The sequence below is a fragment of the Halalkalibacter alkalisediminis genome (genome assembly GCF_028610705.1).
In the GTDB taxonomy this organism is placed as follows: Bacteria; Bacillota; Bacilli; order Bacillales; family Bacillaceae_D; genus Halalkalibacter; species Halalkalibacter alkalisediminis.
In genome coordinates, this window is the sequence record NZ_JAQQWT010000035.1 from 1 (window position 1) to 12,606 (window position 12,606).

A 12,606-nucleotide genomic window follows, 5' to 3' on the forward strand; every position below is an offset into this window, starting at 1 on the left:
AACTGTATCGCTAACGATACTTCATTGTGATTTTACAAAATCACTTAAAATTGACGAGAAAATCATGTTTTCTCTTTCCGCTTGGCTTTTGTTCAGTTTTCAAAGAACTCTTTTCATGTCGTCGTTTATTAACTCAGCGACATTTAATATCTTAGCACAAATAAAAATTCCGCGCAACTATTTTCCAAAAAAAAAAAAAAAAAAACTTCATTGCTTGTTCAAATCAATCTTAAAGACAAAAATAGATTAACACAATAAAACATTCCGTGCAATTACCATTTTCAATTATTTTAGTGATTTCTGCTGAGATATATTAATTTATCATATAAACTAGACAAATACAAACAAAATTCGCAAATAATTTTAATTTCCATTAAGACGCCAACACCTCTACATTATATACTTCCTTAATAAACATTTATAGCTTTAAGGAACCGGGTACTCACAAACCAACTTAACAGTTCATCTTGTAAATCTCCTTCTCCCCTGATATTGAAATAACACAATCCACTCAGTAATCTTTTGACGTCAGAAAGCTCTTTTATATCATGTATCACAACTTATTGTGAATCAATTCACAAAATATACAAATTAATTGTGAAGAACTTCACAATTAAGTGCTATACTATTTTTATAAATCAAAGAATCAATGCTCATCAAATTATTAACTGGGAGGTTTTAAATATGAAAGGAACAGTGAATCGTGTTGTATTAATTGGAACAGGGGCAGTTGGATGTAGTTATGCTTACTCTTTAATCAACCAAGGAGTTATTGAAGAACTAGTTCTTATAGATGTAAATGAGTTACGAGCTGAAGGTGAAGTTATGGACTTAAATCACGGCCTACCGTTCGCACCCCAAGCGATCAAAGTATGGAATGGAACATACAAAGATTGTCAAGACGCAGACTTAGTTGTTATAACAGCTGGACTTGCTCAAAAACCTGGTGAAACCAGGCTTGACCTTATAACGAAAAACACAGCAATTTTTAAAGACATCGTTAAAAATATTATGAGAAGTGGATTTGACGGCTTGTTTTTAGTTGCTACTAACCCAGTAGATATCATGACATATGTTACATGGAAAGAATCTGGTCTACCAAAAGAACGAGTCATTGGCTCAGGTACCACTTTAGATACCGCTCGATTACGGTATATGTTAGGATATTACTTTGATGTTGATGCAAGAAACGTACACGCCTATATTATAGGCGAACACGGCGACACAGAACTTCCTGTTTGGAGTCACACAACGATAGGTGTTGAGAAGCTCGAATCATTTTTAGAGAAGAATGATGAATACACTAAGGAAAAACTTGAAACGATCTTCGAAGATGTTAGAGATGCTGCCTATCATATTATCGAAAGAAAAGGAGCCACTTTTTACGGAATAGGCATGTCTTTAGTACGTATAACTAAAGCCATTTTTCAAAATGAAAATAGCATTCTTCCTGTCTCTGTTTATCTTAATGGAGAGTATGGTCATCACGATGTATTTATTGGAGTGCCGGCGATTATTAATCGCCAAGGAATTCGTCAGATTATTGAAATTGACTTAGACGATAAAGAAAAGCAACAGTTTGATACTTCTGTAAAAGTATTACGGGAGATTATGGCTCCTGTTATTAATTAACCTAAAAGAGTCCCTTCAGTTACCTTTACTGAAGGGACTTTCCATGTAGCTTTAATTTCTATTTAAGCACTATTGTTCTACTCTAGTATCCACAGTTACACCAAGCATGATCTCAAAAGTAGAAAAGTGTACGCACAAATCCCTCCTAAAATAGAATATTATCAAACCATGGCAAAAGCCTATTCCGATCTTAGAAATGATGAGTGAATGGGGTGTACCCATGCACAGCATCTCGAGACACGAAATAAAGAAGAACAACTAAAATAAAAAGGTAGCGAAGTCTAAAATAACTCACTACCTTTTTTACACTTTATTCCTAAAGAGCCTGCTATTCTTTCCAAGAAACACTTAACAAATTCTCCTATACAGAGAAGCTCACTCTAACTTCAGTTCCTTTTTCCATTTCACTTTCTACTTGTATCTCTCCTTTAAAATGACTAACAAGCTGATAAACCATGAATAAACCAATTCCTTGTCCCGCTACTTCTTGGTTTATTTTTTGATACTTTTGAAATAATTTATCAAGATGCTTTTGTGTCATTCCAACGCCGTTATCTTTTATAAGTATGTGAAGTTTGTTCTCTTCTACAAAACTTTTAACAGTAACAACTCCACCCTCATGACTATATTTGATTGCATTACTTAACAAATTTGAGATGATTAGCTTGAAACCCATTAAATTCCCGTTGATGATTGTGTTTTCAGGAACATTGAGATCCGTTGTTAACTTAATGTTTTGGGTTCTACCCTTTATCGTCAGAATATCGATAACTTCTTTCATTGCTGGCAGCGCTTTTATCAATTTCGTTTTCCAAAAAGTATCAATTGTGAGCATTTGCTCTGTCTGAATGATATGGTGAATCTCATGATCAATGGCAACAGAGTAGTCTTCAATTAAACTTAGTTTAGCTTGTATATCTTTATCAGGTAACTCTGATTTTAAAATTGTTGCAAATGACTTAATTACGGTTAACGGATTTCTCACTTCATGCGCAACTACGTGTATAAAATCTAATTTCTGACGGTAGAAATCAAGCTCTGATTCGATCTTTTTTTGCGCGGACAAAGATGGAAACACTGTATGATCTTTGTGATTGTAAAGAGCTGATTTTACTAGGTCCGAATCTGTCATGAAGTAAGGATGACTTCTCATCAAGTTTGTTTGAATAGATGCAGGTACCTTATTACCATCGTAACAGCAAACGGTTATATACCCAATCTCACTAACCGTTATATCTGCCTCACACTCGTATCTATGTAACCCTTCTTGTGACTCTTTAAAATCAGACCAAGAAACTTCGCCCCACACCCGAACAGAAAGCTGCTCATCGACAAACGGTTGAACCGTTTGTTTGAAATTTTCTAAAGCCCGTTCAAATTTAAAATCACCATGTATTTGATAAAACTCAATATTATTTTTATAATGGAGGATTTCTACAAGCTCTATGTCTTGCAATTGATTACCTAATCTCTCTAATACTCTAGCATAACGTTCATAACTCTCAATGATAATGACATGCTGATTCATAGATTTTGCAGATAATATAAAAGAAACGAGGTTTTCTATGTATTTCTCTTCAGATTCATAAAAATAAAGGATATGAGAACCTTCATTCACTTGAATGTTCTGTGTGAGAGAAATGCTATTTGTTTTTTGTGACATGTTAGCCTCCTTATGATTATCTTATTGTACCTCACTATCTTTGAAAATCAATTGAATCAGAATCTATCTATTCTTCTTCGACGCGAACCCACTCTTCAAAAGCCTCATTCAAAAAAGGTGTACTACTAGTAACTCAATAGTAGTACACCTTTTTAAGGGCGATTAAAATGCTTACTTTTATACCTCAACCCGATTACAGACATTCCTCTTTGCTCTGTACAAGGCTTCTATCAGCCACTTGAAAAAATTACCAAGGATAATACTTTGTCCTGTGACAACCGTCCATCTCCATATTAGACCAACTTCGGAGGAAATAAGACAAAGTTATACTACATATTCCTAATATGAACACCTGTTATGGCAACAATCGTTGGATTCATCCTACCACTAAAAAAGAATAATCGACCCAACGTAAACATAACGGTTGCAATTATGCCGGTAATGCACCGCATAGTAAGAAGTAATCATAATCGAGAAATACCTTAAATCAATATAAGCATCGTTAACATCAAAATGATAGTTCATTTAAATCAATTCTAGTCCACCCTATAAACATGCCAACCAGGATCTAATATCTCAGTGGAGAATGAAAAGAAAGGCCTGCCTCTTTAAGAATCTAATTTTCTACAATCCCTCATTTCAAGATAAATTCTTAAACGGATTTTTCCACTCCATTAATGCAGCGTAATTAAGCGATTCCTTATCCTCTAAGTAATCACCCACCAGTCCTAAAGGAGTGCGACCGCATCGGAGAAGAAAGGTAGTGACCGGATCTTTAAGCTTGCCTTTTACGACCGCTTCTAAATAGTCTTCTGCCGACATCCGGTCTGCTACTTTGTGGTATCCCGGCAACCTTCCACCACCAAGCAAACGATCGAGTCCTTTATGAACTACTACTTCATACATCGATTGCATTAGCCATTTACCTAAATCGAGCTTTCGATATGTTGGATGGACACAGATATCGACAACGTACAACGTATTCCCATTTGGGTTATGGTTTCTAATATATCCATCATCTGTCACTTCTTTCCAAGTATGAGTAGGCTTTGCAGGATCAAATTCTACTAATAAACCAGTCATTGAGCCAACTACGTTTCCTTCTACTACCACACAAAGTGCTCCTTCAGGAAAGAAAGTCACATGATTGGTAAGCTGTTCTTTATTCCACCATAGCTCCGATGGAAATGGCGGAGGAAAACTTGCTTTTTGAATATCAATCAGTTGATCAAAGTCAGCTTCATGATAATTTCGGATGACCACTTCTACATTTTGATCTTGATTATAAAGGAATAATTGTTTTTGATATGTCATTATTCACCTTTACCCTTTCATCAATAGTGTCTACTTTCTTCATTGTATTAACACCTAAGTCTGGATACAAGTCAAAACGACGATCGCGCCACGTCGTCACAGACCATTCAAGCACACATCATACAAAAACGATAAATCGAGTTCGGCGGGTAATGTTCATGTCATGGTTAATCTCGTCCTCCATTAAAACTCCATGCTGCGGAAACGGAACATCATTTGGTGTGAGCTGCCTGCCCATAATTACCTCTATTGAACAGCAGATATGAAAAGTTTCATCTAAATCCCTCCTAACGTATTAACAACAGCATTTTAACACAAAAAAACACATCCCTTTTGGTCATTCAATCAAAAAGGAATGTGTTTCAATCATTTTTACTTATTTTTTATAAATCAGCCTGTATTCACTAACCCTGCCGCAATTCCACTGATAGTGAGAAGCACTTCTGTCATGACTTCTTCAGACTCTGCTTCAGATTGTCGCATTTTCTGAATTAAATCTACTTGCAAGAAGTTAAGAGGATCTACATAAGGGTTTCTTCTATGAATAGATTCTTGAATATTTGGAGTATGATCTAACAAATTTTGATTACCTGAGATCTGCAATAAAATCTCTTGCGTACGTTTGTACTCTTCAGAGATATCATTAAATATTCGATCAGCAATGGTTTGATCTTCTACTAAATTAATATACTCTTTTGCAGTTGCTAAGTCTGCTTTCATTAATGCCATTTGCAAGTTGTTGATTGTTGATTGGAAAAATGGCCACTTTTGATACATCTCCTGTAACAATGAAAGGTTTTCAGCTTTTTCAGATGCAAAGGTTTGTAAGCCTGTACCAGCAGCATACCAAGCTGGAATCATTTGTCTAGATTGCGTCCAAGCAAACACCCACGGAATGGCCCGTAAATCTTCAAAACGCTCGCTGCCTTTACGACTCATTGGTCTAGAACCGATATTTAATGCTCCGAGTTCTTTTAATGGCGTTGCTTGTTTAAAGTATGTTAAGAAGTCTTGATCTCCGAAAACAAGCGATTGATATTTTTTCAAGGCGTGAGTTGAAACGTCCTCCATTGCAACTTCCCACTCATTATCTCGAATCTGACCTTGTTCTGATTTTTTAGCAACCTTTGCAGACGCTTCAAGCAATGCCGATGCAGCCTGTTCCAAATTACGATAAGCAATATCCTCAAGCAAGTATCTAGACGATAATACTTCCCCTTGCTCTGTAATTTTCACTCCGTCCCCAAGTGTTTCTGCTGGTTGAGACAGAATGCTGCGATTTAATGGACCACCACCTCGACCAAGAGAACCACCTCGACCATGGAAGAATTTCAAGGCAATGTTAAATTCTTTCGCCATGTTATGAATTTCTTGTTGGGCTTTAAAGAGCTTCCAGTTCGCTGTTAACGTTCCTCCATCTTTACTTCCATCAGAGTAACCTAGCATAATCTCTTGATGATTCCCTCGCTCTTGAATATGGTTACGATAAACGTCCAGTTCAAAGAGGGTCTTCATAATATTAGGACCAGCTACTAAATCATCTACAGTTTCCAGTAATGGAGCTACATTAATTCCACTTTCTACAGTACCATCTGCATGCAGACGATAAATTCCCGCTTCTTTTGCCAGTACAAGAACTTCTAGCAAATCACTTGAAGATTGCGTCATACTAACGAGATAGACTTCAATCGAACGACTACCAAACTCAGCATGTGCCTTCTTGATCATTTTGAACACCTTTAGAACTTCTTGTGTCTCTTTAGAATAATCATCCTCAAGCAGTAAGAGTGGTCTTGGTTCACTAAGAACATCCTTCAGAAGTTTCACTTTCTCTTCCTCTGACAATTCAGCATAGTTTTCCGTTACATTTACCGCTTTTAAAATTTCCGTAATCGCTGCTTCGTGCTCACCACTATGATTTCTAATATCTAAGGTCGCTAAATGGAAACCAAATAACTGCACCTGTCGAATAACCTTACGAATGGTCTTTAATTTTTTATTAGACGGTTGATGTTTTTCTACACTCTCTCTCACTATCACTAAATCATTTACAAGTTCTTCAGAAACTTGATAACCCTGGTCTGACTTTCCTACTTCACGAATGCGTTTTAACATGATCGCAAATTTACGGCGATAGATTTCAGATGCAACCGGCCAAACTTCATCATCTTTCATAAATCTCTTTTCATCTTGTTCAACCGACTTAACCAACTCTTCATCTAATGAAACACGAGATGTGGACTGACTAAATCGTTTCATTAAATCAACAATTGCTTCATCATATTTTTGTAGTGCCAATTTTCGTTGTAGCTTCAATGTTTCCCATGTGATTTCTGGTGTAACATTAGGGTTTCCATCACGATCCCCACCAATCCATGAACCAAAATGCAAGAAATTAGGAACCTTCCAGTTATTTTCAGGGAAGTAGTCTTCCAATTGATCTTCTAATTCTTGATGAATATCAGGTAATACATCAAATAAGGTTTCTTTGAAATAATACAGACCGTTTTTCACTTCATCTATTACTGTTGGCTTACGATGACGTAATTCATCTGTTTGCCACAGGGCTGTTACATCATTAAATAAACTGTCTTCCAAATTCTTTCTCTGCTTCTTCGTTAACAATGGATTATCTAATTCTTGAAGAATAGTAGAAATACGTTTTTGAATCTCAAGGACCGTTCGTTTCGTTGCTTCCGTTGGATGCGCCGTAATGATTAACTCAATTGATAAATCATTCAACACTTGTTGGATTACTTCATCCGAAAAGTCTCCCTCTTTTATTGAAGCAACCGCGCTCTCGATCGAAACCGGTTGAACCACTCCGTCTTCTTGCAATTGATATTCGCGTCTACGACGAATTCGATGGTTTTGCTCTGCAATATTTACTAAATGGAAGTAAATAGAGAATGCGCGAATGACTTGTGAGCGTGTTGGTGGCTTAAGTGAAGCAATCTCTTCTTTTAGTTGATTGTAGGATTCTTCACTGTAGTTTTTTCGTAAGTTGATGGTTAGTTCTCTAATCGTCTCTACTTTTTCAAGAAGTGAAATTCCACCATGATGAACTAAAATCTCTCCCAGAATGTTCCCTAGTTTTTTGACATCGTTACGTAGAAGTAAGTTCTTATCTGCTACATCGATCATTTAACCAGCCTCCTAATTCCAAACATTTTCTCTCTCTTACTCTTACATTGCAAACAATGAACGCATAAGAAAAGGGCGCCCTATGCCCTCTTGGACAAAAAGTGTCCCTCCACAGTAGATCTATGTACTGCCTATGAGTACTTATTATATTAACATAAGAAGAACAAAACCTCAATATATTCTGATTATTTTGTATTTTAAAACGTTTTCATAATGATGATTAGTTCATTGGTAAAAATCTTCCAACACCTCAAATTTCCACTCTATCTGTTTCAGATCATACTCCTTTTTAGCAAAAGCTAATTAGAAAAACGACGCCTTTATTTTCAAAGGTCGCTATTACATTATTATTACCTCTTTTATTTATAACTATCTTATTTAATAAGAAAAACTGTCTCATATTTCTGGAGCTTCATGTCTCCTTGAGTGTCCCAGTTTTCATATTCTAGATAACTTGCCTTTTTCGTTTTGATGATCTTACCTTTCTACCTATTCTATAAAAAGAAAACAAGACCGGCTCAACAAAAAGAACGATACTCAACTCTTTTCCATGGTTCACCTATCGAATCATCCCACAAGGAGAGTAAGTCATGTCAATGAAACCACCGATTAATGAAGACTTGATGAAATTGATCGTAGTATTGTTTCCATTGTCACAAGCTTGTATCATATGACAGGACCTAGTAAATTGCATATGCATGGCCTCTTTAAAAACAAATCAAGAAATGGAACTGTTTCTGAAAGAAAAACTGTATACCTTACCTGGAATTACTAGTGTCGATTGCAAAGTTTTAATCAATCGTTACAGAAGCATTATGGGTATAAGACTTTACCAAGTAAATACCGTCTGTTTAGGAGAGCACTATTATCGGGCTTTATAAATAATTCGAGGAAATGGCAGCGGCTCCACACGTTGCGGTTAAGTTACTCAATCCAGTTTAAGTAGTTCTGAAAAAGTGTATTGAGAGACCACATAGGGAATCCATTTATTAAAGTACCTCAAAATTGAATTACTTAATAATACAGGTACCTAATTCGCTCTTTAGGTACCTCAATATTCCATTCCTGAAAATACAGGTACCTAACAGCTAAAATACATTTCAACCACTTCCATGTTTATCAACTGTTCTCCAACACTTCCACACAAGCATCTTTTCCAACAATAACCAAATCCGTCATCCCTAAAAATAGCCCTGTTTCTACGACACCAACTACCGATTTTATATCATCGTTCAATTGCTCTGGATGATTTATTACTCGGAAAGGACAATCTAAAATGAAATTTCCATTGTTTGAAACAAATGGTTCCTTCCCATTCATACGTAGTACAGGTTCACACCCTAATTTCGAAATTTGAAGGGCTGTAGCTTCATAACCAAATTGGACGACTTCAACTGGAAGAGAAAAAGCTCCCAATTGATCGACTAACTTGCTTTCATCAATGATGATTATGAGTTTCTTGGAAGCTGTGTTAACAATTTTTTCTCTAACAAGCGATCCTCCTCCACCTTTTATTAAATTAAACTGAGGGTCAACTTCATCTGCTCCGTCAATGGCAAGGTCTAACTGCTGCGTATTAGAAAAATCAGTTAAAGGTACACCGAACTGTTTCGCCCAACCTTCCGTACGAAGTGAAGATGGAATCCCCTTGATATCAAGTCCTTCTTTCACAAGCTCTCCTAATCTTTTCATCATCCAGTAGACCGTCGATCCCGAACCAAGTCCGATTGTCATTCCATCTTTTATATAATCAACAGCCTTTTTTCCAGCCATTTTTTTCTGTACATCAATCTGTTCCATTCCCAAACCACTCTCCCTCTACTCTTTACGATTTCTTTGTTTTAATTAAAACGGATTCTCCTGTAAAAGATGTTACTTGACCATCTGCAACCTTGATTCTAAATTTATCATGATGCGTTTGCGAAGATTGCTGCATGAAAGCAGACAATTTATTTTGATTTTCTGCCGACAGTTTCATCATCTCAGCCCATACATCAAAGATAAATGTCTTTTTAAACGTGTGAAGTTCCTCCAGTTCAAAACCGACTTCTTCCATCATCTGAATCCATTCTGTTTTTTTCCAAGCACGAAAATGACTATAGTCTCTGTCCTTCTCAACTGTATTATAGAAAGCATCAAGTTCATCTTTCTCAGGAGCAACATTATCAATAAATAAGAATGTCCCCTTGTTTTTCAATGTACGGAACACTTCTTCCACAAACGAGCGAGGATTAGGAAAATGGTGTGCAGCTATACGGCAAGTAATTAAATCAAAAGTATGATCTTCAAAAGGAAGCTGTTCTGCATCGCCTTGAACAAACTCTACATTGGAATGGCCATTGGAGTCGATAAATCTCTTTGCCTCCAATAAGATTTCAGACGTTAAATCAAGCGCGATTACTTTATTTACTTTTGAAGCAAGCGCATTAGCTACATGTCCACCTCCTGTAGCAATATCCAAGACGATTTCAGGGCCATTCACTTCAGCAATATCGATTAATTTGTGTAGATCTTGACCTTTAGCATGAGTTTTACTTGTTACATAATGGTTTGCATTTTTCCCAAACTGCTCTTGTACCTCTTCTTTACTGCTTTTTTTATTCACCTGCAAACACTCCTTCCAATATTTCCTAACATATCTTCATTATACCTCGCTATTCCCCTTTAGAGCTTTCTCTTTTCACAAAAAAAGGAAGAGGATATCCTCCTCCACCTTTATTTTGCTAATTCTTTTCGAAGAGGTGTAAACACATCTAAGATCACACATTCCTCAATCACTCTAACACGGTGCTCTGCATTCGAGGGAATATATTGAATATCCCCTTTTTTAAGAAGTCTTTTAACACCACCAACTTCAAATTCAACTGATCCACTTTCAATATAACTAATTTGCTCTTCGACATGTTGATCGATTTCACCGTGAAAACGTTCCTTTAGTTCCACTTTGACAAACATTAACGAGCCTTGGTTATTTAATATATTTCTAGTTACCATGATTACATCTACCTTTCTACTATCTTATAACAAAATTAACTCGTTAAAAGAAGCTTGGACTAATTAATTTAGGAATATAAAAAGCAATATTTGGGAAAAACGCTACAAAAATCAATACAACTAAAATGACTGCGATAAATGGTATGACCGCTTTAAATGATTTTTCAATTGAGATGTCCCCTATTTTCGCAGCTAACAGTAAGCATAGACCGTATGGGGGGGTTACCAAACCAATGGCAAGTGTCATAATCGTTATTAATCCAAGTAATACCGGACTCACTTCAAAATGTAGGGCGACTGGTAATATAACTGGAATAAATAAGATCATCGCCGGAATCGCATCCATGAACGTTCCGATAAATAAGAAGAACAGGATAATGATTAGAATAAACACAACCTTACTATCAATATTATTTGCAAAAAATTCTTGTGCCCATGTCGCTAATTGATAATAACTCAAAAGTTCCCCTAATGCGCTTGCGGCCGCTAATGCAAATAACGAGAGTGAACTTAACGTTAAAGTGTCTACTAATATCTTGGGCAGGTCTTTTATTTTCAATGTTTTATAGTAGAACATACTAATAAGTAACGTGTATAAAGAAGCAAATGCAGCTGCTTCCGTTGCTGTAAATAACCCTGAAATAATACCACCTATTAAAATAACTGGTGTTAAGAGAGCCGGAAAGGTTTCAAGAAACAACTTAGAAAACTTAGATAATGAGGTTCTCTCGTATTTAGGATACCCTCTTTTAATTGAATAAAAATAAATCAGCACCATCATACCAAGCCCCACTAAAACACCAGGAATAATCCCAGCCAAAAATAAAGCTCCAACCGAAGCATTTGTTAATCCAGCAAAGATAATCATCGGAATACTTGGTGGAATGATAACCCCAATCGTAGAAGAAGCGGCTGTTACACTAACAGCTGTTGCCGTATCATATCCTTGTTTCTTCATATTAGGAATTAAAATTTTTCCAACTCCAGCTGTATCCGCTTGAGACGCACCTGAAACCCCTGCAAAAATCATCGAAACTAATATATTAGCATGGGCTAATCCACCTCGAATATGTCCAACCATTGAAAGGGCAAAATTAATTAACTTTTGTGAGATTTGCCCAGAGTTCATTAAGTTTGCAGCTAAAATAAACAGCGGTACGGCTAATAGCACAAATGAGTTTAACCCATTTAACATTTTCACCGGAACGGTTACCTCTGGAATATAAGGAACATTAAAAATTCCTACTAGGGCAACGATCCCAATCACAAACGCAATCGGTACGCCGATAAACATTAACACTAAGAAAATCGCAATTAATAATAGACCCATTACACGCTTCCCTCCCCGACCATCATTTGTTTCACATTTCCAACGATGTGAGCCACTAAATAAATGACCATTGTCATGGTCATTACAGGAAGAGCTAGCCAAACATAACCCATTTTAATCATTGGTAAAGTTACCCAATTATAATTCCAGAAACTCGTTAAGGCTGTTAAGCTATAGAAAAATAAAGCCGCACAGAAAATTAATAGAATAGAATCATTTACAATACTAAGGGTCAGTCTCTTTTTACCCTTGAATAGTTTAGACAGTAAGTCAAAATTAAAATGATCTTTTCTATTTACCATAACCGCCGCTCCCATAAACACAGCCCAGATAAAAGCGTTCGTCGCAACTTCTTCTGTCCAGATAATCGAAATACCGAGATACCGACTAATCACTTGGATAAGAATAGCAATGAAGAAAATGACTAAAAAAATAACTCCGATACTTAATTGAATTTTTTCTAATAACCTAATAAACATATTCTCACCTTCTTATCTAGAAGATAAAAGGGAGGACATTGTCCCTCTCC

9 protein-coding genes and 2 pseudogenes are annotated in these 12,606 nt (G+C 36.3%); 2 read left to right on the plus strand and 9 right to left on the minus strand.

Going from position 1 to position 12,606, the window contains the following annotated elements:
- Positions 1 to 684: 684 nt before the first annotated feature.
- Positions 685 to 1,632, plus strand: a complete 948-nt coding sequence (locus PQ474_RS22240; protein WP_273847789.1) for an L-lactate dehydrogenase — start codon at positions 685 to 687, stop codon at positions 1,630 to 1,632.
- Between the two features lie 361 nt (positions 1,633 to 1,993).
- Here PQ474_RS22240 and PQ474_RS22245 read toward each other — a convergent pair whose 3' ends face one another.
- The 4 genes and pseudogenes from PQ474_RS22245 to ppc all read right to left on the minus strand — a co-directional run bounded on the left by PQ474_RS22245 (position 1,994) and on the right by ppc (position 7,753).
- A complete protein-coding gene (locus tag PQ474_RS22245) occupies positions 1,994 to 3,295 on the minus strand; it encodes an MEDS domain-containing protein (protein ID WP_273847790.1) in 1,302 nt (433 codons plus the stop codon).
- A 639-nt stretch (positions 3,296 to 3,934) separates the two neighbouring features.
- On the minus strand, positions 3,935 to 4,609 hold the full coding sequence (locus PQ474_RS22250) for a GNAT family N-acetyltransferase (protein WP_273847791.1): 675 nt from the start codon (positions 4,607 to 4,609) through the stop codon (positions 3,935 to 3,937).
- A 58-nt stretch (positions 4,610 to 4,667) separates the two neighbouring features.
- Positions 4,668 to 4,835, minus strand: a pseudogene (locus PQ474_RS26690) (carbon-nitrogen hydrolase family protein); the annotation flags it as partial.
- A gap of 164 nt (positions 4,836 to 4,999) precedes the next feature.
- On the minus strand, positions 5,000 to 7,753 hold the full coding sequence (ppc, locus tag PQ474_RS22255; protein WP_273847792.1) for a phosphoenolpyruvate carboxylase: 2,754 nt from the start codon (positions 7,751 to 7,753) through the stop codon (positions 5,000 to 5,002).
- A gap of 652 nt (positions 7,754 to 8,405) precedes the next feature.
- On the opposite strand from ppc, the pseudogene PQ474_RS22260 reads away from it, so the two are divergent.
- Positions 8,406 to 8,634, plus strand: a pseudogene (locus tag PQ474_RS22260) (Lrp/AsnC ligand binding domain-containing protein); the annotation flags it as partial.
- A 238-nt stretch (positions 8,635 to 8,872) separates the two neighbouring features.
- Here PQ474_RS22260 and rpiA read toward each other — a convergent pair.
- From rpiA to PQ474_RS22285, 5 genes are all read right to left on the minus strand, one after another.
- Positions 8,873 to 9,553, minus strand: coding sequence for a ribose-5-phosphate isomerase RpiA (rpiA, locus tag PQ474_RS22265; RefSeq protein ID WP_273847793.1), 681 nt, complete (start codon positions 9,551 to 9,553; stop codon positions 8,873 to 8,875).
- Between the two features lie 25 nt (positions 9,554 to 9,578).
- Positions 9,579 to 10,358 (minus strand): class I SAM-dependent methyltransferase, encoded by a 780-nt coding sequence (locus PQ474_RS22270; protein WP_273847794.1) that lies wholly within the window; start codon positions 10,356 to 10,358, stop codon positions 9,579 to 9,581.
- A 110-nt stretch (positions 10,359 to 10,468) separates the two neighbouring features.
- Entirely contained in the window at positions 10,469 to 10,747 is a 279-nt protein-coding gene (locus PQ474_RS22275; RefSeq protein ID WP_273847795.1) for a cupin domain-containing protein, read from the minus strand.
- Between the two features lie 43 nt (positions 10,748 to 10,790).
- Entirely contained in the window at positions 10,791 to 12,077 is a 1,287-nt protein-coding gene (locus PQ474_RS22280; RefSeq protein ID WP_273847796.1) for a TRAP transporter large permease, read from the minus strand.
- Complete coding sequence (locus PQ474_RS22285) at positions 12,077 to 12,556, minus strand: TRAP transporter small permease (RefSeq protein ID WP_273847797.1); 480 nt, start codon at positions 12,554 to 12,556, stop codon at positions 12,077 to 12,079. The genes PQ474_RS22280 and PQ474_RS22285 overlap by 1 nt, the downstream gene beginning before the upstream one ends.
- Positions 12,557 to 12,606 lie beyond the last annotated feature (50 nt).

Excerpts from the sequence above, each read along its gene's own strand:
- rpiA (WP_273847793.1), bottom strand. The coding sequence starts at position 9,553 with ATGGAACAGATTGATGTACAGAAAAAAATGGCTGGAAAAAAGGCTGTT.
- PQ474_RS22280 (WP_273847796.1), bottom strand. The coding sequence starts at position 12,077 with ATGGGTCTATTATTAATTGCGATTTTCTTAGTGTTAATGTTTATCGGC.
- PQ474_RS22240 (WP_273847789.1), top strand. The coding sequence starts at position 685 with ATGAAAGGAACAGTGAATCGTGTTGTATTAATTGGAACAGGGGCAGTT.
- PQ474_RS22285 (WP_273847797.1), bottom strand. The coding sequence starts at position 12,556 with ATGTTTATTAGGTTATTAGAAAAAATTCAATTAAGTATCGGAGTTATT.
- PQ474_RS22275 (WP_273847795.1), bottom strand. The coding sequence starts at position 10,747 with ATGGTAACTAGAAATATATTAAATAACCAAGGCTCGTTAATGTTTGTC.
- PQ474_RS22245 (WP_273847790.1), bottom strand. The coding sequence starts at position 3,295 with ATGTCACAAAAAACAAATAGCATTTCTCTCACACAGAACATTCAAGTG.
- ppc (WP_273847792.1), bottom strand. The coding sequence starts at position 7,753 with ATGATCGATGTAGCAGATAAGAACTTACTTCTACGTAACGATGTCAAA.
- PQ474_RS22250 (WP_273847791.1), bottom strand. The coding sequence starts at position 4,609 with ATGACATATCAAAAACAATTATTCCTTTATAATCAAGATCAAAATGTA.